We start from the raw sequence: 19,916 nt of genomic DNA on the forward strand, positions 1-19,916 counted from the left end.
CAGATCGCTGTGTGTCGTCAAGCTCAGGCAGCGGTGGCCGGGGCGTTGACGTCGGCGGGCAGCGCGGCCTTGGCGACCGCGACGAGGCCGGCGAAGGCCTCGGCGTCGGAGACGGCGAGCTCGGCCAGGATCTTGCGGTCCACCTCGACACCGGCGGCCTTGAGGCCCTGGATGAAGCGGTTGTAGGTGATGTCGTTCAGACGCGCGGCGGCGTTGATACGAGCGATCCACAGCTTGCGGAAGTCACCCTTACGCGCCTTGCGGTCGCGGTAGGCGTAGGTCAGCGAGTGGAGCTGCTGTTCCTTGGCCTTGCGGTACAGGCGCGAGCGCTGGCCCCGGTAGCCCTTGGAGGCCTCGAGGATGGAACGGCGCTTCTTCTGAGCGTTGACAGCCCTTTTGACGCGTGCCACTTTTCAGTCCTTGATCATCTGGGGGGCGCGGCGGCGCCCGAGTTCGGTAGTTGTCGGCGTCCGGTTATCCCGGCCGCGGAATCGTCAGGGTGCGACGGTCTGTGGTGCCTGAGAAATCAGGCGAGACCGAGCAGCCGCTTCACGCGGGGGGCGTCGACGGCAGCGACGGACTCCGTGCCTTCCAGACGACGAGTCCGGCGGGTGGCCTTGTGCTCCAGGAGGTGGCGACGGTTCGCCTGCTCGCGAAGCAGCTTGCCACTGCCGGTCACCTTGAATCGCTTCTTGGCGCCGCTGTGGGTCTTGTTCTTCGGCATGGATTCCTCTATCTGTGTCGTTGAAATCGGTGTTACTGCGGGTCGGCCTGCGCGGCCTGCTCGGCGGGCGCCGGCGTGTCGACCAGCGCAGCCGGTTCGGCACTCGCGGGACCGGTCGGCAACGGACGCGCTGCCGGAGCCGATTCCTGCTGTGCCTTCACCCGCGTCTTCGCGCCCTTGTGGGGAGCGAGGACCATGGTCATGTTGCGGCCGTCCTGCTTGGCCGAGGTCTCGACGAAACCGAGTTCGGCGACGTCGGAGGCCAGACGCTGAAGCAGCCGGAAACCGAGCTCGGGTCGCGACTGCTCACGACCACGGAACATGATCGTGACCTTGACCTTGGACCCGGCCTCGAGGAAGCGAACGACGTTGCGCTTCTTGGTCTCGTAGTCGTGGTCGTCGATCTTCGGGCGGAGCTTCTGCTCCTTGATCACGGTCTGGACCTGGTTCTTCCGGGACTCGCGCGCCTTCTGCGCCGTCTCGTACTTGAACTTGCCGTAGTCCATGATCTTGCAGACCGGCGGACGGGCATCGGGTGCCACCTCGACCAGGTCGAGATCGGCTTCGAGCGCGACGCGTAGTGCATCTTCAACACGCACGATCCCAACCTGTTCGCCGCCGGGTCCGATGAGTCGAACCTCGGGAACACGGATGCGATCGTTGATGCGGGTCTCAGTGCTGATGGGGCCTCCTAGGTCAAGCGGTGTCGTCATAACGACCGCATGCAATAACTGCAACCCCTGTTTCAACACGAAAGCCCCGCTGCGGTATTTCTCCGCGACGGGGCCCGATGTCGACCGATCGCCCACAGTCGATGCCCTCACGAGCTCGCTGTCGACCCCTGCGTGCCAGGCACACAGGAAACCCGCCACATCGGGCGGGTGACCGGGACCGTTTGTCCAGTACGATCGCTCGCCGGTAACGGTGGGAGTCGGGCTCCACTTATCTGCCCCAGAGCTGCATGACACAACCAGGGGCGGTCGTCAGCGGAAAGTCTAGCATCGCATTCCGCTATCGCCGAATCGGCCTGGCGCGGACGAGCCCCACCGGGGCCGCTATAGCCTTGTCGGCATGACTGACGAGCTCGATCCCCCCGTGCGCGACCTGGCCGACATCCCCGCCGTCGAAGTTATCAGCCGGGCCGCCGTGATGCTGATGAGTTCGGCCGCGGAGAAGCTGGGGCTCGCCGCCGACGACCCGGACTCCGGGGCGCACGTCGATCTCGACGAGGCCCGCCGGGTGATCACCGCGCTGGCCGGCCTGGTCACCGCGTCGGTGGAGTACCTCGGCCCGCACGCCGGTCCGATCCGCGACGGCCTGCAGGCGCTGCAGCGCGCGTTCCGCGAGGCCTCCTCGGCGCCGGACGCGCCGGGCGCGGGGCCGGGCGAGAAGTACACCGGCCCCGTGTACTGAGCCGTCCGGGAACAGCGCAACGAAAAGATCCGCCGGCGCGGGTGCGCCGGCGGATCTTCGTCTACAGAGGCTTACGAGGTCGCGCTCAGACCGTGGGGGTCGGAGCGGGCGGCGTGCCCGGGGTCACGGCGATGGCCGAGCCCGAGGCGATCGCGTTGGCGAGAGCGGTGAAGATGCTGGCGAGGCCTGCGCTTCCGGTTTCCATGCTCAGTGGTTCCTTTCGATTCCGCCCGACTCAGGCAGTCGGCTTGGTGGGCGTGTAGGCCAGCGAGGACCCGCCACTGAGGAAAGACAGAATCTGGCCGATGAGCGCCGTGGTGGCTTCATCCATGGGGACGTTCCTTTCGTACTGCACGACACCCGCGATCGCGCCGCCCACGGGCGCGAGACACCACTGGATGCCGGTTCGACTGACCGTTACTGTCCGGTATTCCGGCAACGGTGAGGCGAATGCTACCCACAGGTGTTTCACTTTGTCGCGTTTTCGGAAAGTCCCCGCGCGCGAGGATATCCGGCCTCAGCGCAGGGCGGCCGCCTTTCGCGCCAGACGCTTGGCCGCGGCGGTCTCGGCGGGGGCCTTCTTCGCGGCGGGAGCCGCCTTCTTGGCCGCCGCCTTCTTCGCCGCGGGCTTGGCCGGTGCCGGCGCCGCGAGCACCTCCTTGAGGAACTGCCCGGTGTAGCTGCCCGAGACCTGCGCCACGTCCTCCGGCGTGCCCGTCGCGACCACGGTGCCACCACCGGAACCGCCCTCGGGACCCATGTCGACGACCCAGTCCGAGGTCTTGATGACATCGAGGTTGTGCTCGATGACGATCACCGTGTTGCCCTTGTCGACCAGCCCGTTGATCACCTTGAGCAGCTTGCGGATGTCCTCGAAGTGCAGGCCGGTGGTCGGCTCGTCGAGGATGTAGACCGTGCGCCCGGTCGAGCGCTTCTGCAGTTCGGCGGCCAGCTTCACGCGCTGGGCCTCGCCGCCGGACAGGGTCGGCGCGCTCTGGCCGAGCCGCACGTACCCGAGCCCGACCTCGACCAGGGTCTTGAGATACCGGTGGATCGAGGTGACCGGCTCGAAGAACTCCGCCGCCTCGTCGATCGGCATGTCCAGCACCTCGGCGATGGTCTTGCCCTTGTAGTGCACCTCGAGGGTCTCGCGGTTGTAGCGGGCGCCGTGGCACACCTCGCACGGGACGTAGACGTCCGGCAGGAAGTTCATCTCGATCTTGAGGGTGCCGTCGCCCGAGCACGCCTCGCAGCGGCCGCCCTTGACATTGAAGGAGAACCGGCCCGGCTGGTACCCGCGGACCTTGGCCTCGGTGGTCGAGGCGAACAGGGTGCGGATCTTGTCGAAGACACCGGTGTAGGTGGCCGGGTTCGAGCGCGGGGTGCGCCCGATCGGCGACTGGTCGACCTGCACCAGCTTGTCCAGGTGGTCCAGGCCGTTGATCCTGGTGTGCCTGCCGGGCACCTGGCGGGCGCCGTTGAGCTTGTTCGCCAGCACCGTCGCCAGGATGTCGTTGACCAGGGTCGACTTGCCCGAGCCGGAGACACCGGTGACCGCGGTGAGCACGCCCAGCGGGAACGCCACGTCGATCCCGGTCAGATTGTGCTCGGTGGCGCCGACGACGGTGAGCCTGCGCTTCTTGTCGATCGGGCGGCGCACCATCGGCACCTCGATCTGCTCCCGGCCGGAAAGGTAAGCGCCGGTGAGTGATTCGGGTTCGGTGAGCAGGTCGGTGTAGGGACCGCTGTGCACCACCCGGCCACCGTGCTCACCGGCCAGCGGGCCGATGTCGACGACCCAGTCCGAGGCACGGATCGTGTCCTCGTCGTGCTCGACGACGATCAGGGTGTTGCCCAGGTTCTTCAGCCGCAGCAGCGTCTCGATGAGCCTGCGGTTGTCGCGCTGGTGCAGACCGATCGACGGCTCGTCGAGCACGTAGAGCACGCCGACCAGGCCGGAGCCGATCTGGGTGGCCAGGCGGATGCGCTGGGCCTCGCCGCCGGACAGCGTCGCCGCGGCGCGCGAGAGCGTGAGGTACTCCAGACCGACGTCGAGCAGGAAGCCCAGGCGCGCCTGGATCTCCTTGAGCACCTGACCGGCGATCGCGGCCTCGCGCTCCCCCAGCGTCAGCGAGTTCAGGAAGTGCGCGCACTCGCCGATCGACAGATCGCTGACATCGGCGATCGACTTGTCGGTGCCGTCGGCGGCCAGCGTGACGGCCAGGATCTCCGGGCGCAGGCGGGCGCCGTGGCACACCGGGCACGGCACATCGCGCATGTAGCCGTCGTAGTGCTCCTTCATCTGCTCGGACTCGGTGTTGTCCATCCGCCGGTGCAGGAACGGCATCACGCCTTCGAAGTCGGCGTAGTAGGAGCGCTTGCGGCCGTAGCGGTTGACGTAGGACACGTGCACCTGGTCGGAGCTGCCCTCGAGCACCGCCTTGCGGGCCTTGGCGGGCAGGTCCTGCCACGGGGTGTCCATCGAGAAGCCGATCGACTCGGCCAGGCCCGACAGCAGCCGGTTGAAGTACTCGGCGGTCTGCCCGCGCGACCACGGCGCGATGGCGCCGTCGGCCAGACTCAGCTCCGGATCGGGCACCACCAGCTCCGGGTCGACCTCCTTGCGGATGCCCAGGCCGGTGCAGTCGGGGCAGGCGCCGTAGGGCGAGTTGAAGGAGAACGAGCGCGGCTCGAGGTCCTCGATGTCGAGCGCGTGGCCGTTCGGGCAGGCCAGACGCTCGGAGAAGCGGCGCTCCCGGTCGTGCGCGTGCTCGTCGCGGTCGACGAAGTCGAGCACCACGATGCCGTCGGCCAGCCGCAGCGCCGTCTCGATCGAGTCGGTGAGGCGCTGCTTGGACGCGGTCTTGACCGCGAGCCGGTCGACGACGACCTCGACGTCGTGCTTCTCCTGCTTCTTCAGCTTCGGCGGATCGGTCAGCGGATAGACCACGCCGTCGACCCGCACCCGCGAGTAGCCCTGGGTCTTGAGCTGGTCGAACAGGTCGACGAACTCGCCCTTGCGGGTCCGCACCACCGGCGCGAGGACCTGGAACTTGAGCCCCTCCTCCATCGCCAGCACCTGGTCGACGATCTGCTGCGGGGTCTGCTTGGCGATCAGCTCGCCACACACCGGGCAGTGCGGGGTGCCCGCGCGGGCGTAGAGCAGGCGCAGGTAGTCGTAGACCTCGGTGATGGTGCCGACCGTCGACCGCGGATTGCGGTTGGTCGACTTCTGGTCGATCGACACCGCGGGCGAGAGGCCTTCGATGAAGTCGACATCGGGCTTGTCCATCTGTCCGAGGAACTGCCGCGCGTAGGCCGACAACGACTCGACGTAGCGACGCTGCCCCTCGGCGAAGATCGTGTCGAACGCCAAGCTCGACTTCCCGGAACCGGACAGACCGGTGAACACGATCAGGCTGTCACGAGGCAGATCGAGGTCGACACCTTTCAGGTTGTGTTCCCGAGCTCCGCGCACAGTGAGGCGTTCCGCCACCTGGTGAATCCCTTCTCCATCGTCATCCGCCGACCGGACATGAACCCCCGCTCGCCATGCTAGGCGGACCCACCGACAGAAACTTTGGAGCGCTGGCGCGCTCGAGGTCGCGGCCCCTCCTGTCCCGCCGATCGGGCGCCGTTGCTTGCTCCTTCGTCGCTTGCGCAACGGCGCCCGATCGGCGGGACGGCCGCGACGGCCGCTGCGCGGCCTGCCCCTCCTCGGGGTCGGGGCGTGGTGGTCGAGTTCCCGGTCTGCGCCCACTATTTCGGCATACGGATTATGTTTGACGGCAGGGGTGGGGCGATCGACATGATGAAGGAGCCGGCGTGCTCGAGGTTTTCCTGGTCGACGACCATGAGATCGTCCGGCGCGGGCTGATCGATCTGCTCGAGGGTGATCCAGAACTCAGGGTGATCGGGCAGGCCGGTGGCGTGGCCGAGGCGATGGCGCGCATTCGCGAGGCGCGGCCGGACGTGGCGGTGCTCGATGTCCGCCTGCCCGACGGCAACGGCATCGAGCTGTGCCGCAATCTGCTCGCCGAGTTCGAGGACCTGCGCTGCCTGATCCTCACCTCGTTCTCCGACGAGCACGCCATGCTCGACGCGATCCTGGCCGGTGCCAGCGGCTATGTGGTGAAGAACATCGACGGGATGAAGCTGGCCGACGCGATCAAACAGGTCGGCGCCGGCCACTCGCTGCTCGACACCCGCGCGGCCGACGCCCTGCGCGCCCGGCTGCGCCGCAGCACCGAGCCCTCCGGCGCGCTGGCCGGGCTCACCGAGCAGGAACGCCGATTACTCGAGCTGCTCGGCGAGGGGCTCACCAACCGGCAGATCGCCGCGCGGATGTTCCTGGCCGAGAAGACGGTGAAGAACTACGTCTCCCGGCTGCTGGCCAAGCTCGGCGTCGAACGCCGCACCCAGGCCGCCGTGCTGGCGACCAAGCTGCGCGAACCGTAAGAAATCAGGAGGGGACGACGATCGTCAGGTCGCCGTCGTAGCGGCGGTAGAGCAGGTTGCCGCGGCCGGTGTGGCTGTCGGTGAAGAACAGGTACGGTAGGCCGCCGGTGCACAGCACGTCGGAGGCTTCGTCCTCGGCGTAGACCGGCGCGGCGTCCTGGACGACGCGGACCGGCATGGCGCTGGCGGTCAGCGGCAGCTCGGCCGACTCCCCCGCCGCGGCCGTGTGCCGCTGCCTGGCCAGGCTGACGCCGTGCGGATCGGCCCAGGTGACGATCGCGTCCTCGCCCGTCTGGGCGTCGGTGAACAGGTAGGCGTCGTAATCCATCGCGTCCAGCACGGTGCTGGCTTCCAGCGGCGTGCCCGTCATCAGCGCACAGTCCTTGCGGCGGATGATCGGACGGGTCTCGGTGATCTGAGCCAGCGGGCGCCGGGCCGGATCCGGCCACGCGCCGCGGGATTCCTTGCCCGCGCGCCGGGCCAGCTGACGATCCAGCCGCTCGGCGGCGAAGGTGACGGCGAAGCCGCCGGGACCGGTGACCTGCACGCGCGTGAGCGTGTCGTTGGTTCGGATGTTGGCCTGCACCAGCGTCGGCTCGTCGGAACCCTGCGGCGCGGTGACGCGCACGCGGGCCGGACTGTCGAGGTGATGCCTGCGCATCACGCGGGTGATGGCGCGGACAGCGCGGGTGACGTCCTGGGGTGGTACCTCGCCGCAGGTGGTCACCGCGAGCTCCGGGTCCGCGGCGGTCGTCCAGTGCTGGGTAGTCGACAACGAATTCATCTCTTGCCCCACTTCTCGATCCCTTTTCCCGGTGCCCTATGCCACCATGGGGGCCCTTGTGGGTGAAGGGCCGAAAGTCCCCACCTTGCGGACTAGACTTTGCGTTCGACGGTTGGGGTGGCGCGGCGAACGGATACGGCGATGACGAATGACGGTCGGGGTGGCCGCTATTCGGTGGGCCGGACGGTCTCCCAGCAGCGATTGCGCGCACTGCTCGGCGAGGTGGCCGATCGCGTCGAGGTGATGATCGGTTCCCGCGACCGGATGGACGGCCTGGTCGAGGCCATGTTGACGGTCACCGCGGGCCTGGATCTCGACGAGACCCTGCGCACGATCGTGCGCACCGCGATGAACCTGGTCGACGCCCGCTACGGCGCGCTCGCGGTCCGCGGCCACGACCAGCAGGTCTCGCAGTTCATCGACGAGGGCATGCCGGACCAGATCCGGGACCGGATCGGGCGATTACCCGCGGGCCACGGCGTGCTCGGCGCGGTGTTCGCCGAGAAGGCGCCACTGCGCCTGGACGATCTCACCGAACATTCCTCCTCGATCGGCTTCCCGGCGGGTCATCCGCCGATGCACACGTTTCTCGGTGTGCCGGTGCGTATCCGGGACGAGGTCTTCGGCAGTCTCTATCTGACCGAGAAGTCCGACGGCCAGCCGTTCACCGAGGAGGACGAGGTCCTGGTGCTGGCGCTGGCGGCCGCGGCGGGCATCGCGGTCGACAACGCCCGGCTCTACGAACAGGCGCGGACCCGGCAGGCCTGGATCGAAGCGACCCGCGACATCGCCACCGAGTTCCTCGCCGGCACCGAATCCGACCGCGTGCTGGCGCATGTCGTCGACCACGCCCGGGGCCTCACCGGCTCGCATCAGGCATTCCTGGCCTCGGTGCCGGTGCCGGACGAACTACCCGGCGAGATCTCGGAATTGGTGATCACCCAGTGGACCGGCCCCGACGCCGGGCAGGACTGGCAGACCGTCCCGATCGCCGGCACCGCCCTGGGCGACGCGTTCAGCAGGCGCACGCCCCTGCGCTTCGACGACGTCTCGACGGTGACCCTGGGCGTCGAGTTCCCCGGCGCCGAATTGCCCGGCGCCGGACCGGCACTCGTGCTGCCTCTGTGCACCCCCGATGCCACGCTCGGTGTGCTGGTGACGATCCGCCCGCCCGGCTTCGCCCCCTATTCCGACGAGATGCTGGAACTGACCGCGGCCTTCTGCGATCAGGCCGCGCTGGCGGTCCGGCTGGCCGACGCGCAGCGCCGGATGCGCGAACTCGACATCGTCGCCGACCGCGACCGCATCGCCCGCGACCTGCACGACCACGTGATCCAGCGACTGTTCGCCATCGGCCTGACCGTGCAGGCCACCCTGCCCAAGGCAGTGGTTCCCGAAGTGCGGCAACGTCTTTCGACGGTGATCATGGACCTGCAGGAAGTCGTGCAGGAGATCAGGACCTCCATCTTCGACCTGCACGCCAGCGGCCCCGACCACAGCGCGGGCCTGCAGCAGCGGCTCGAGGTGGCGATCCGGCGCCAGACCGCCGACATCGCGTTGCGGGCCACCATCCAGGTGTCGGGTCCATTGTCGGTCCTGGACCCGCAGCTGGCCGATCACGCCGAGGCGGTGGTGCGCGAGGCGGTGAGCAACGCGGTCCGCCATTCCGGCGCCGACACCGTCGCGATCGTCATCGACGTCGCCGACGACCTGACGATCACCGTCACCGACAACGGCTGGGGCATCCCCAACCACGTCATCCGCAGCGGGCTGCGCAATCTCGAGCAGCGCGCGCAGGAGGCGAGCGGGCACTTCGAGATCGGGCCCGCCAAGCGCCCGGACGCCGACGGCAACCACCCCGAGATGCCGGGTACCCAGCTGCGCTGGGCGGTCCCGCTGCCGCAGGACGCACCGACCACCGGCGGCTACGCGCTGGCAGGCGGCCCGGAGGCGGGCGAGAGCGACTGAGCGCGACCGCTCAGGCCGGTCCGAGCACGACGGCGGCGTTGTTGCCGCCCATCCCCATCGACAGTTTCACCGTCGGACCGTCGGTCATCGGGGCCGGGCCGTCCAGCAGCCGCGGGTGCGCGGGCGCCACGATCGGCGCCGAGGCCGCGATGCCGCGTTCATAGGACAGCGCGATGGTGGCGACTTCGACGGCGGCGGCCGCGCCCTGGCAGTGCCCGGTGAGCGGTTTGAGCGCGGTGATCGCGGGGCGGTCGGCGAACACGGAGGTCAGCACGTGGCGTTCGGCGGCGTCGCACTGGCCGGTGCCGGTGCCGTGGACGTTGACGTAGGCCACATCGGTCGCCGTGACCCCGGACGCGGTCAGCGCGCGCTCGGTGCAGTCGATCAGCTGGGTGTGGTCGGGGTCGACGGAGACGACGTGGAACGCGTCGTTGGTCATCGCGCCGCCGAGGACCCGGGCGTACGGGGCGTCGACGGCATCGGTGAGCAGCAGCGCGACCGACGCCTCGGCCATGGTGAAACCGATCGATCCCTCCTGCAACGGCCGGCACGCGGTGAACGGGTCGGCGTGGCCGACCGCGGCGCCGAGCCGGACGAAGTGTTCGAGCATCTCCGGCGTCGCCGAGAGGTCGGTGGCGACGCACAGCACGTCGTCGACCAGGCCGGCCTCGCGCCACATCTTCGCGGTGAGCAGCGCCGCCGCGCCGGTGCTGCAGGCCGCCGAGACGTTCATCGCGGGGCCGTGGAAACCGAATTCCTGCATGATCACCGAGATCGGGGTCGAGGGCAGCATCCGCAGGTAGTCGCGCGAGCGCCGGTGGCCGTGGTCGGTGAGATAGAACTCGCGCCAGTCGGCGACGTCACCGAGGGTGAATCCGTGCACGAGACCGACCGTGCGCCCCGCCGCGCGCCACCCGCGCGCTTCGGCGTCGGCGACGGCCTCGGCGGCCGCCGCGTGCACGGCGCGCCCGAACAGACCGGCTCCGTGGGCGAGATCACCCCCGTCGGGAATCCGGCCGACCCAGGCGTGCTGGTCCCGCTCGGGACCGTATCCGGGGTACAGCCGGGCCGACGGTTTACCCCCCAGAACTCCCTGCCACAGCTGCTCACGGCCCCAGCCGAAGGCGGAGACGACACCGATGCCCGCGATCGACATAGAATCGGGGCGGTGGACCATGCCGCCGGGACGCACGTCCGGTTTCACATCGCTCCTCGCGGATCTCATCGAGGGTCCCCACAATAGTCCTGTTCGCCGTCGCCAGACCAGGTCGAGATCGGGGGTATCGCAGTGGGAGAAACCAATACCGACGCGGCGAGCGCCGAACAGCTCGCCCAGCGATACCGCTCGCTCGTCGAACACACGCCCGACGCGATCTGCGTGCACGAGGCGGGAATCGTGGTCTTCGCCAATCCCGCGATGGTCCGGCTGCTCGGCGCCCGCACCCCCGATGACCTGCTCGGATTGCCTATCACCCGGTTCGTGCATCCCGAGTCGATCCCGGCGATGCTCGACCGGATCGACCAGCTCACCGCCGAGGGCGCCGCGTCCCCACCCACCGAGATGGACCTGGTGCGCTTCGACGGCCGGACGGTGCCGGTGCAGACCGTGTCGGTTCTCACAGCGTGGCAGGACGCGCTGGCCTACCAGGTGGTCGTGCACGACCTGACCGCGCAGCGGGCCGCGGAGGCCTCGGCACGCCGGGCGGAGGCGCACTTCACCACCGTGGTCTCGCAGCTGGAGGAGGGCGTGCTCGTCGTCGATCCGCGCGGACGCGTCGAGTCGATCAATCCGGCGGGCAGGCGGATCCTCGGCATCGACGACGCGACACCGGTGATCGGGCACGCCATCGACGAACTGCCGCTGCGCCTGATCGACCGCAACGGGCAGCCGATGCCGACGAACCGGCATCCGATGGCGCACACCCTGGCGACCGGCGAGGCCGTCACCCAGTTCATCTTCGGCGTGGAGCGCACCGACGGGCAGCAGGTGTGGCTGTCGTGCAACTGCCGGCTGCTCAACCCCGACACCCCGCACTCCTCGGGAGTGTCCTCCTTCGCCGACATCACCGAGTTCCGGGCCAGCAGGCGCCAGCTCGAGTACCAGGCCACCCACGACGCGCTGACCGGGCTGGCCAACCGCTCGCTGATCCTGTCCCAGCTCTCGGCCGCGCTGGCCGACGAGGGCGGCAGCCTGGTCACCACGGTGCTGTTCATCGATCTCGACGGGTTCAAGGCGATCAACGACACCCTCGGTCATGCGATCGGCGACACGGTGCTGCAGATCGTCGCCCAGCGGTTGCAGCGCGCGCTGCGGGCCGAGGACCTGGTGGGCAGGCTCGGCGGCGACGAGTTCCTGGTCCTGCTCGCCGGGCATCCGCACAGCACCGATCTGCCCGGTCTGATCGAGCGGTTGCGCGCCACGATGGCCGAGCCGATCATCGCCCGCGGGCACCGGCTGGAGGTGAGCGCCTCGATCGGCATCACCGAGCTCGGACCGCACGAACACCGCACCCCGGAGGCCGTCCTGCACGACGCCGACCTGGCGATGTACCGCGACAAGCCGTCGGGTCATCGTGACCTCGGTCTCGGTCAGAATCGTCGATCGAACAACACTCACGCCTCCTGACAGACTGGTCGGCGTGATCATCGAACACGCGGTGCTGCCCGTTCGCGCAGGTCTGGCCGAGGACTTCGAGGCCGCGTTCGCCGAGGCCGCGCCGATCATCGCGTCGATGCCGGGTTTCGGTGGGTTGTCGCTGTCGCGGTGCGTCGAACGTCCGGACAGCTATCTGCTGCTGGTGCGCTGGGAACGGCTGACCGACCACACCGCGGGTTTCCGCGGATCGCCGGAATATCAACGCTGGCGGGCGCTGTTGCACCACTTCTACGACCCGTTTCCCGTGGTCGAGCACTTCACGCCGATCGTCGGTGGCGATCTGTTCGCCGAGTAGACTCGACAACTCTGTTCTCGCCGGTGACAAAGGAGTCCTGTTTTGCCCGACCGCCTCGCCGATGATCGCGCCGCGGAACAGCAGTACCTCTCGGTGCTCTACGACCGGCTCGACGGCATGCGCGACTACGCGCAGAACCGGCTCAAGACCGTGCTGCTGGAGTCCGGCGGCACCCCGCAGGCACGCAGTGAGCGCGAGTCGTTCACCCAGCTCTACAGCGAGGACCTGGCCAAATACGACGCCGCCGAGCACGGTCTGTGCTTCGGCCGGATCGATCTGGACGGCGACGAGCCCGAGGCCCGCTACATCGGCAGGCTCGGCATCCTCGACGAGGACAACGACTACGAGCCGCTGCTGCTGGACTGGCGCGCTCCCCTGGCCCGCCCGTTCTACCTGGCGACCACCGCCAATCCCGAGGACGTGGTCCGGCGCAGGCACATCCGCTCGCGCAACCGGGCGGTCACCGCGATCACCGACGAGTACCTGGACCTGCGGGCCGCCGAGCGCGACGGCGCGGTCGGCACCGACGACGGGGTCGGCGGCGAGAGCGCGCTGCTGTCGGCGCTCAACGCCGCTCGCACCGGCCACATGAACGACATCGTCGAGACCATCCAGAGCGAGCAGGACGCGATCATCCGCTCCGAGCACAAGAGCGTGCTGGTGGTCCAGGGCGGGCCGGGTACCGGCAAGACCGCGGTCGCGCTGCACCGCGCCGCCTACCTGCTGTACACCTACCGGCAGCAGCTGGCCAAGAGCGGCGTGCTGATCATCGGCCCGAACGCGACCTTCCTCGACTACATCGGCCAGGTGCTGCCCTCGCTCGGTGAGACCGGCGTGCTGCTGTCGACCATCGGCGACCTGTACCCCGGGGTGAAGGCCGTGCGCGAGGACACCCTGCGCGCCGGCGAGATCAAGGGCTCCCTCGACATGCTCGAGGTGCTCAAGCAGGCGGTGCGCGATCGCCAGGAGGTGCCGGCCGAACCCGTACGACTCACCTTCGACGGCTATCCGGTGACGCTGGATCGCAAGATCGCGACCAAGGCCAGGGGCCGGGCCAGGTCCTCGCGCCGCCCGCACAACCTGGCCAGGCCGATCTTCGCGTCCTCGGTGATCGACGCGCTCACCGATCAGCTGGCCGCGACGATGGGCGCCGACCTGTCCGGCGGGACCAGCCTGCTCAGCTCGGCCGACCTCACCGAGATCGGCGACGAGATGCGCGCCGACCCGCAGGTCCAGGCCGCGATCAGCGCGCTCTGGCCGATCCTGTCCCCGCAGGAGGTGCTGGCCGACCTGCTGGCCGACCCGGCCCGGCTCGACCGCGCCGCCAAGACTCTCAGCGCCGAGGACCGGGCCGAGCTGGTCCGCAACGACGACGGCACGTTCGGCGCCGCCGACGCCCCGCTGCTCGACGAACTCGCCGAGCTGCTCGGCGTGGACGACACCGAGGAACGCGAACGCGCCCGCCGCCGCTGGCGCGCCCAGCTGGCCGAGGCGCAGGACGCCCTCGACATCCTCACCGGCTCCGCGCCCCAGGACATCGAGGACGAACTCGACCCCGAGATCCTCATGGCCTACGACCTCATCGACGCCTCCCAGCTGGCCCAGCGCCAGGAGTTCGGCAACCGGCAGACCACCGCCGAGCGCGCGGCGGGCGACCGCACCTGGACCTACGGTCACGTGATCGTCGACGAGGCGCAGGAACTGTCGCAGATGGCCTGGCGCATGGTGATGCGGCGCATTCCGAACCGGTGGATCACCGTGGTCGGCGACGTCGCCCAGACCGGCGATCCGGCGGGCGCGTCGTCGTGGCAGCGGGTGCTGGAACCGTATGTGGCGCAACGCTGGAAGCTCACCGAGCTGACCGTCAACTACCGCACCCCCGCCGAGATCATGGCCGTGGCCGCCGATGTGCTGGCCGCGATCGACCCCGGCGTGCGGGTGCCGCGTTCGGTCCGCGAGACCGGCAATCCGCCCCGTGCCTACCGGGTTCGGCCCGCCGAGCTGGCCGGCGAGGTGGCGCGGCTGCTCGAGGCCGAGCACGGTCCCGGCACCAGCGCGGTCCTCGCGCCGGCCGCGCTCGTCCCCGAGCTGTCCACGCTGGCCGGGGAATCGGTGCAGGTTCTGACCGTGCACGATGCCAAGGGTCTCGAGTTCGACCGGGTGTATCTGGTGGAACCGCAGGCGATCCTGGACGAGTCGCCGCGCGGGCTCAACGACCTCTACGTGGCGCTGACCCGTGCGACCCAGCGCCTGGCGGTCGTGCACGCCGACAAGCTGCCCGAGGTGCTGTCCGCGCTCGGCTAGGCGCGCCCCTCAGTCGCGATCGGCCTCGGCCAGCAGGCCGGTGACCAGCGCGTCCAGCCCGGTCGCGTAGGTGCTCACGGCGTCGAATTCGGTCCAGCGGGAACCGACTTCGGCCAGTCGCGGCATCGCGTCGGGGTCGAGGTTCGCGAAGACCTCGGCGCGATAGGTGGGGCCCTGCGCGGCGCGGCGGGCCGAGCGGCCGGTGACGATCAGATCGCCCGCGGTGTAGTGCCAGATGGCGCGGTAGGCGGCCACCGCGCGGTCGATGTTCAGCCCCGCGGCGATGGCGGCGTCGATGATCGTCTCGGGTACCCACAGGGCCGAGCGGCCGAACAGATCGCCGTTCACCAGCACCTCCACGATCCAGGCGTGCGCCGCGAGCGCGTCGTACATCGCGGTGGCGGCCACCAGGATCCGCTGCCGGGGATCGTCGGGCAGCGCGGGCCAGGTGATGCCGTCGGCGTAGTCGTCGAGGAGCAGGCGCAGCAGCTCGTCCTTGTCGCGGACGTGGTGGTAGAGGGCCATCGGGGTGCACTCCAGCGCACCGGCGAGCCTGCGCATGGTCAGTTTCTCGACGCCGTCGGTCTCGATCACCGCGTGCGCGGCGGCGACGATGTCGCCACGGGTCAGGCGCGCCGGTCTGCCGGTACGTGCGGGCTGCGAGGACGGTGTCGGCATGGGTCCATCTTGACCCATCCGACGGCGGGGGTATGGACACGGGGCCGCCGGTGCGGTTAGTTTTTATACATGTATAAAAACTCGTCGCCGCCGCATCCCCGCGCCGTACTCACCGCCGTGGGCGTCGCGCAGTTCATGGTCGCCCTCGACATGGCCGTGATGAACGTCGCGCTGCCCGCCATCGGGGACGCGCTCGGCTTCGCCCCACTGGACCTGGCCTGGGTGGTGCACATCTACGCCCTGACCTTCGGCGGCTTCCTCCTGCTCGGCGGCAAGGCGAGCGATCTGTACGGCCGCCGCCGACTGTTCACGGCGGGGCTGGTCGCCTTCGGCATCGCCTCGCTGGCGGGCGGGCTCGCGCAGGCGCCGTGGCAGCTGGTGGCCGCGCGCGCCGCGCAGGGCATCGCGGCGGCCGCGGTGGCGCCCGCCGCCCTGGCCACGCTCACCACGGCGTTCCCCGAGGGGCCCGCCCGCGTCCGCGCGCTGGGCGTGTGGGGCGGGGTGAACGCGGCGGGCGGAGCACTGGGCGTCCTCGTCGGCGGCGTGCTCACCGAGTACGCCGACTGGCGCTGGGTGATGCTGATCAATCTGCCGATCGTCGCGGTCGCGCTGCTGGCCACCGCCGCGGGTGTGCCCGCCGACCGGCCGTCGACCGGCGCAGGCCGACTCGACCTCCTCGGCGCCGCGCTGGCCACCGGCGGCGTCGGCGTGCTCATCACCGGCATCGTCCGCACCGATCGGCACGGGTGGATCTCGGCCGACACCGGCGCGACGCTGGCGGTGGCCGCGGCCCTGCTGATCGGCTTCGCCCTCGCGGAAAGGCAGGTTCGCCACCCACTGCTCCGGTTCGGACTGCTGCGCAACCGCTGGGTACTCGGCGGCAACCTGTTCGTCCTGTGCGCCGCCGCGGGCCAGTTCTCGGCGTTCTACCTCGTGTCGCTGTACATGCAGCGTGTCCTGCGGATGAGCGCGGGCGCCACCGGCGCGGCCTTCGTCCCGTTCTCGCTGTGTGTCATCGTCGGCACGCTGGTCGCGACCCGGGTCGGCGCCCACCGATCGCCGCGCCCGCTTCTGATCGGCGGCGCGCTGCTGACCGCCACCGGGATCGGCTGGTTCGCCGCGATCAGTCCCGACGGCAGTTTCCTCGCCGACGTGCTCGGCCCCTCGATCGTGGGCGGTTTCGGACTCGGCCTGTGCCTGGCCCCGGTCGCCGCGGCCGCCGTCACCGCCGTCGCGCCGGGCGATGCCGGGATGGCCTCCGGGGTGTTCAACAGCGCCCGCCAACTCGGTGGCAGCGTCGGCGTCGCGGCGCTGGCTACCTTCGCCGCCGCCAGGTCCGGCGCGGGCACCGACGCGGCGGCACTCAACAGCGGCTACGCCTTCGCGCTCGGGATCGCCGCCCTGCTCTTCGTCGCGGCCGCGGCGATCGCCGTCCTCGTTCTCCCCGGCCCCGACCGCACGAAAACCACTGTCCGCGAGGACCTTCCCGCGGCAGCACAGTGAAAGGAAAGCCGATGTCCCCCATCGACCTGTTCGACCGCGCCCTGCGATTGCGGCCCGACGGCACCGTCGAAGCCGGCGAGCGCCGCATGGCCGCCGACGACGGCGGCTGGCAGCTGGCCGCCTTCCACGTCGACTCCGATGCCGACGTCCACGCCGATCACTGGGAGATGCATCCCGCCGGCGACGAGGCGGTGTGCTGCCTGCGCGGCGCGCTGCGCCTGTATCTGCGCCCCGAGTCGCCGGGCGCACCGGAGACCGCCGTGCGGCTGACGGCCGGCACCGCGTTCCTGGTGCCGCGGCACCGCTGGCACCGGATCGAACTCGACGAACCGTCCGACATCGTGTCGATCGGATTGCGTGGCGGCACAAGGCAGGAGCCGGTCGAACGCTGACCGCTCCGCCGGAAAACACTCGAGGGCGCTGCCGAAGCAGCGCCCTCGAGGTCGTGATCGAACGAAATCAGCGAACGGTGTGCACGATCAGCACGTCCGAGCGCGACTTGCGGGCCACGTCCGAGGGCACCGAGCCCAGCAGGCGGCCGGTCAGGGTGTTCAGGCCCCGGTTGCCGACGACCAGCAGATCGGCCTTGGTCTCGTTGACCAGGTCGAGCAGCGAATCGACCGGCTCGCCGACGATGGCGCGCTCGACGATGTTCTTCGCCCCGGCGGCCACCGCCTTCTCCCGGGCTACGTGCAGGATCTCGTTGGTCGGCGCCGAGCCACGCACCTGGTAGGCCTCGTCCTTGAGCACGTCGGCCGCGGCGGCGACGTCGCGATCGTCGGTCGGGAAGTAGGCACAGGCCAGCACGAGAGTCGCGTCCGCGTCGCCGGCGAGCGCTGCGGCCTTCTCCACGGCGACGTACGACGAATCCGAGCCATCAGTACCGACGACAATGGTCCGGTAGGCGGTCATCTCTCCTCCAACTTGGTCGGTGCCAGCACCGATCAAACCCGGGAATCGAGCGTCAGCGCGGCAATTGGGTCGACCCTAACGCCAAAACAGGCCGATTTATCGACAAATCGCAACAGATCACATCGGGAGTGTTGACACCGGTCGGCACCCTGCCGGTGCTCTTCGCGACAGTCGCGAAGATTCACCTGCGACAACCAGACCGCGACTCGCGGAAACTGTGGCCTATCACAACACAATCAACGCGCCTGCGCGGCTGGGACTTTGCTCACATCAGCCGGAAAAACTGGGCAGTCCGCAGGCGGCGCTTCCGGTACCGGTCGAGGGCGCGACGGTCACCGTGGTCGGCACGATCCACCGAGTGCTGATGCCGACGACTTTCGCGGTCAGTTCGTGCTGCCCGGCGGTGGCGGGCCGCCAGGACGTGGCGGTGGTGCCGATGGCGGGCACCTCCACGGTGCCGATCACCGCGCCGTTGTCGTAGAACGTCACGTCGGCACCGGAGTCGCCACTGCTGTAGCCGACGACGTTGACCGCGGTGACCGTGTACGAGCAGCCGGCTTGCTGATCGGAGCCCTCGACCGCGACGCGCTGGGTCGAGTCGGCGTGCGCGAACGGCGCGACCAGCGCGGCCGTCGCCAGGACCGTGGCGAGACCGGAGCCGGCCAGACCCAGCCGGGTACTCGGGCGAAAAGATGTTGTCACCGTCGATGTCCTCACTCTCCCGCAGCAGCGACCGCTGCGAATGCGCTGAGACTATCCACGGACACCGCCGTTCCCCGCCGAAACGACAATATTTCAGATACCCGATTTCTGGGGTCTCGACAGCGCGTCAGCCCAGCGTGGGTACCGCACTCGCCTGCGCTTTACGCGCGTATTCCCACGGTGACATCCCGATCTCGGCGGTGAATTCCCTACTGAAATGGGCCTGATCGAAATAGCCGAGGTCGGCGGCCAGACTCGCCAGATCGGGTCTGTCGCCGCGCGCGAGCAGATCCGCGGCGTCCTGCAACCGGAATCGGCACAGCACCCATTTCGGCCCGGCCCCGACATACCGGCGGAACAGCCGCTGCAACGTCCGGATGGGGACCGCGAAGCGATCGGTCACCTGGTCGACCCGGGTGAGCGCGGGATCGGCCGCCATCGCGGCGACGATCCGCGACACCAGCGCGTAGTGCGGGTCGTCGGCGCGACCCCGCCCGGCGAAGAAGTCCTCGACGATCGCCACCCGCGCCGCGTCGGAGGACTCCGCCAGCACGAGGTCGGCCAGTCCCGCCGCGGCGGGCAACACCTCGGCCAGGGGGGCCGAATCATCACGCAGCGCACCGACATCCATGCCGGTGAAGGCACCGAACCCACCGGGCCGGAACCGGAGGCCGAAGGTCTCCCCCTCGCCGTCGAGTTCGCGCACGTATTTCCTGGTACTCACCCCGTTGACGAAGCCGCCCGTGCGCGTGGTGCTGCGCTCGAAGGTGACGTTCACGCACGGGAACGACAGCACCTCGGCGCGATACGCGGGCTTACCCCGCAGATCCCAGCGCACGATCCAGTACCGGTCGGCGAACCCGGCCAGCGCGGGCCCGACCGCCAGCCGGTCCAGCGATCGATGCCTGGCCTGCTCCCCCGGATGCAGAATGCCCTTCATATCGGCGGGATCCGGCCGCGTCATCGGATCTGTCGCTTTCTTACAAGATCGGCGGCCACCGGCCGACCAGGATCGAAGACATGACCGATCCCGTTGCGCCCGTTCCGGAGGGCTACCACTCCATCACCTGTTTCCTGGCCGTGCCCGACGGCAACGCCGCCATCGCCTTCTACACCGAGGTCTTCGGCGCGAAGGTGCTCAGCCGGGCCGATCTGCCCGACGGGCAGCCCGCGCACGCCGAACTGCTGATCGGCGATTCCACGCTGCAACTGGGTATGCCCATGCCCGACAACAACGTTCGCGCACCCGAGGACTGGGTGCACACCTCGATCGTGCACTACTGCCCCGATGTCGATGCCGTGATCGCCCGCGCGGTCGCCCACGGTGCCCGCACCGCCGAACAGCCGCAGACCTTCGTCAACGGCGAGCGGTTCGGCGTGGTCATCGACCCGTTCGGCCACCGGTGGGCGGTGATCACCCGCATCGAGGAGATGACGCGGGAGGAAGCCGACCGCCGCATCGCCGCCTGGATGGCGGAATCGAGTTAGCGGTCGGCGTCGCCGGGGTGGCGCGGTGGGC

19 protein-coding genes are annotated in these 19,916 nt (G+C 69.5%); 9 read left to right on the top strand and 10 right to left on the bottom strand.

The window, feature by feature from the left end; genetic code table 11:
* Nucleotides 1–23 precede the first annotated feature (23 nt).
* From rplT to infC, 3 genes are all read right to left on the bottom strand, one after another.
* A complete protein-coding gene (gene rplT, locus ACIO52_RS28845; RefSeq protein WP_019046423.1) occupies nucleotides 24–410 on the bottom strand; it encodes a 50S ribosomal protein L20 in 387 nt (128 codons plus the stop codon).
* Nucleotides 411–526: 116 nt separating this feature from the next.
* Nucleotides 527–724: a 50S ribosomal protein L35 gene (gene rpmI, locus ACIO52_RS28850; RefSeq protein ID WP_218716546.1), complete on the bottom strand. Its 198-nt coding sequence runs from the start codon at nucleotides 722–724 to the stop codon at nucleotides 527–529.
* A 32-nt stretch (nucleotides 725–756) separates the two neighbouring features.
* Nucleotides 757–1,437: a translation initiation factor IF-3 gene (gene infC, locus ACIO52_RS28855; protein WP_218716554.1), complete on the bottom strand. Its 681-nt coding sequence runs from the start codon at nucleotides 1,435–1,437 to the stop codon at nucleotides 757–759.
* 358 nt (nucleotides 1,438–1,795) lie between these two features.
* Here infC and ACIO52_RS28860 point away from each other — a divergent pair, with 358 nt between their 5' ends.
* Nucleotides 1,796–2,137: a DUF1844 domain-containing protein gene (locus ACIO52_RS28860; RefSeq protein ID WP_402648249.1), complete on the top strand. Its 342-nt coding sequence runs from the start codon at nucleotides 1,796–1,798 to the stop codon at nucleotides 2,135–2,137.
* Nucleotides 2,138–2,654: 517 nt separating this feature from the next.
* Here the strand turns inward: ACIO52_RS28860 and uvrA are convergent.
* Nucleotides 2,655–5,633 (bottom strand): excinuclease ABC subunit UvrA, encoded by a 2,979-nt coding sequence (gene uvrA / locus ACIO52_RS28865; RefSeq protein WP_402648251.1) that lies wholly within the window; start codon nucleotides 5,631–5,633, stop codon nucleotides 2,655–2,657.
* A gap of 329 nt (nucleotides 5,634–5,962) precedes the next feature.
* Between uvrA and ACIO52_RS28870 the strand changes: the two genes are divergently transcribed.
* The gene (locus ACIO52_RS28870) at nucleotides 5,963–6,595 is read left to right on the top strand and encodes a response regulator transcription factor (protein ID WP_218716543.1); all 633 of its coding nucleotides are present in this window, start codon (nucleotides 5,963–5,965) and stop codon (nucleotides 6,593–6,595) included.
* 4 nt (nucleotides 6,596–6,599) lie between these two features.
* Here ACIO52_RS28870 and ACIO52_RS28875 read toward each other — a convergent pair whose 3' ends face one another.
* Nucleotides 6,600–7,379, bottom strand: coding sequence for a sigma 54 modulation/S30EA ribosomal C-terminal domain-containing protein (locus ACIO52_RS28875; RefSeq protein ID WP_316574090.1), 780 nt, complete (start codon nucleotides 7,377–7,379; stop codon nucleotides 6,600–6,602).
* A 141-nt stretch (nucleotides 7,380–7,520) separates the two neighbouring features.
* Between ACIO52_RS28875 and ACIO52_RS28880 the strand changes: the two genes are divergently transcribed.
* Nucleotides 7,521–9,347, top strand: coding sequence for a GAF domain-containing protein (locus ACIO52_RS28880; RefSeq protein WP_218716541.1), 1,827 nt, complete (start codon nucleotides 7,521–7,523; stop codon nucleotides 9,345–9,347).
* A gap of 10 nt (nucleotides 9,348–9,357) precedes the next feature.
* On the opposite strand, the gene ACIO52_RS28885 is transcribed toward ACIO52_RS28880, so the two are convergent.
* Entirely contained in the window at nucleotides 9,358–10,503 is a 1,146-nt protein-coding gene (locus ACIO52_RS28885) for a beta-ketoacyl synthase N-terminal-like domain-containing protein (protein WP_402648256.1), read from the bottom strand.
* 132 nt (nucleotides 10,504–10,635) lie between these two features.
* Between ACIO52_RS28885 and ACIO52_RS28890 the strand changes: the two genes are divergently transcribed.
* From ACIO52_RS28890 to ACIO52_RS28900, 3 genes are read left to right on the top strand one after another with little or no spacing between them, the layout of a single operon-like run.
* On the top strand, nucleotides 10,636–11,973 hold the full coding sequence (locus ACIO52_RS28890) for a diguanylate cyclase domain-containing protein (RefSeq protein WP_402648259.1): 1,338 nt from the start codon (nucleotides 10,636–10,638) through the stop codon (nucleotides 11,971–11,973).
* Nucleotides 11,974–11,986: 13 nt separating this feature from the next.
* Complete coding sequence (locus tag ACIO52_RS28895) at nucleotides 11,987–12,298, top strand: antibiotic biosynthesis monooxygenase (protein ID WP_218716539.1); 312 nt, start codon at nucleotides 11,987–11,989, stop codon at nucleotides 12,296–12,298.
* Nucleotides 12,299–12,340: 42 nt separating this feature from the next.
* Nucleotides 12,341–14,602 (top strand): 3'-5' exonuclease, encoded by a 2,262-nt coding sequence (locus ACIO52_RS28900; RefSeq protein ID WP_218716538.1) that lies wholly within the window; start codon nucleotides 12,341–12,343, stop codon nucleotides 14,600–14,602.
* A gap of 9 nt (nucleotides 14,603–14,611) precedes the next feature.
* Here the strand turns inward: ACIO52_RS28900 and ACIO52_RS28905 are convergent, their stop codons facing one another.
* Nucleotides 14,612–15,280, bottom strand: coding sequence for a TetR/AcrR family transcriptional regulator (locus tag ACIO52_RS28905; RefSeq protein WP_218716537.1), 669 nt, complete (start codon nucleotides 15,278–15,280; stop codon nucleotides 14,612–14,614).
* 69 nt (nucleotides 15,281–15,349) lie between these two features.
* On the opposite strand from ACIO52_RS28905, the gene ACIO52_RS28910 reads away from it, so the two are divergent.
* Nucleotides 15,350–16,783, top strand: coding sequence for an MFS transporter (locus ACIO52_RS28910; protein WP_402648262.1), 1,434 nt, complete (start codon nucleotides 15,350–15,352; stop codon nucleotides 16,781–16,783).
* Between the two features lie 11 nt (nucleotides 16,784–16,794).
* On the top strand, nucleotides 16,795–17,175 hold the full coding sequence (locus ACIO52_RS28915) for a cupin domain-containing protein (protein WP_218716687.1): 381 nt from the start codon (nucleotides 16,795–16,797) through the stop codon (nucleotides 17,173–17,175).
* Nucleotides 17,176–17,242: 67 nt separating this feature from the next.
* Here ACIO52_RS28915 and ACIO52_RS28920 read toward each other — a convergent pair whose 3' ends face one another.
* The 3 genes from ACIO52_RS28920 to ACIO52_RS28930 all read right to left on the bottom strand — a co-directional run bounded on the left by ACIO52_RS28920 (nucleotide 17,243) and on the right by ACIO52_RS28930 (nucleotide 19,361).
* Nucleotides 17,243–17,695 (bottom strand): universal stress protein, encoded by a 453-nt coding sequence (locus tag ACIO52_RS28920; protein WP_218716686.1) that lies wholly within the window; start codon nucleotides 17,693–17,695, stop codon nucleotides 17,243–17,245.
* Nucleotides 17,696–17,965: 270 nt separating this feature from the next.
* Entirely contained in the window at nucleotides 17,966–18,397 is a 432-nt protein-coding gene (locus ACIO52_RS28925) for a hypothetical protein (protein WP_218716685.1), read from the bottom strand.
* A gap of 127 nt (nucleotides 18,398–18,524) precedes the next feature.
* Complete coding sequence (locus ACIO52_RS28930; protein WP_402648267.1) at nucleotides 18,525–19,361, bottom strand: DUF6597 domain-containing transcriptional factor; 837 nt, start codon at nucleotides 19,359–19,361, stop codon at nucleotides 18,525–18,527.
* A 56-nt stretch (nucleotides 19,362–19,417) separates the two neighbouring features.
* Between ACIO52_RS28930 and ACIO52_RS28935 the strand changes: the two genes are divergently transcribed.
* Entirely contained in the window at nucleotides 19,418–19,885 is a 468-nt protein-coding gene (locus ACIO52_RS28935; RefSeq protein ID WP_218716683.1) for a VOC family protein, read from the top strand.
* The last annotated feature ends 31 nt before the right edge of the window (nucleotides 19,886–19,916 follow it).

This window comes from Nocardia sp. NPDC087230, from assembly GCF_044744725.1.
Classification (GTDB): Bacteria; Actinomycetota; Actinomycetes; order Mycobacteriales; family Mycobacteriaceae; genus Nocardia; species Nocardia canadensis.

Bases quoted from the DNA above. Each gene is read 5' to 3' on its own strand.
- rpmI (WP_218716546.1), bottom strand. From the start codon at position 724: ATGCCGAAGAACAAGACCCACAGCGGCGCCAAGAAGCGATTCAAGGTG.
- infC (WP_218716554.1), bottom strand. From the start codon at position 1,437: ATGACGACACCGCTTGACCTAGGAGGCCCCATCAGCACTGAGACCCGC.
- ACIO52_RS28860 (WP_402648249.1), top strand. From the start codon at position 1,796: ATGACTGACGAGCTCGATCCCCCCGTGCGCGACCTGGCCGACATCCCC.
- ACIO52_RS28875 (WP_316574090.1), bottom strand. From the start codon at position 7,379: ATGAATTCGTTGTCGACTACCCAGCACTGGACGACCGCCGCGGACCCG.
- ACIO52_RS28880 (WP_218716541.1), top strand. From the start codon at position 7,521: ATGACGAATGACGGTCGGGGTGGCCGCTATTCGGTGGGCCGGACGGTC.
- ACIO52_RS28885 (WP_402648256.1), bottom strand. From the start codon at position 10,503: ATGTCGATCGCGGGCATCGGTGTCGTCTCCGCCTTCGGCTGGGGCCGT.
- ACIO52_RS28905 (WP_218716537.1), bottom strand. From the start codon at position 15,280: ATGCCGACACCGTCCTCGCAGCCCGCACGTACCGGCAGACCGGCGCGC.
- ACIO52_RS28910 (WP_402648262.1), top strand. From the start codon at position 15,350: ATGTATAAAAACTCGTCGCCGCCGCATCCCCGCGCCGTACTCACCGCC.
- ACIO52_RS28915 (WP_218716687.1), top strand. From the start codon at position 16,795: ATGTCCCCCATCGACCTGTTCGACCGCGCCCTGCGATTGCGGCCCGAC.
- ACIO52_RS28920 (WP_218716686.1), bottom strand. From the start codon at position 17,695: ATGACCGCCTACCGGACCATTGTCGTCGGTACTGATGGCTCGGATTCG.
- ACIO52_RS28930 (WP_402648267.1), bottom strand. From the start codon at position 19,361: ATGACGCGGCCGGATCCCGCCGATATGAAGGGCATTCTGCATCCGGGG.
- ACIO52_RS28935 (WP_218716683.1), top strand. From the start codon at position 19,418: ATGACCGATCCCGTTGCGCCCGTTCCGGAGGGCTACCACTCCATCACC.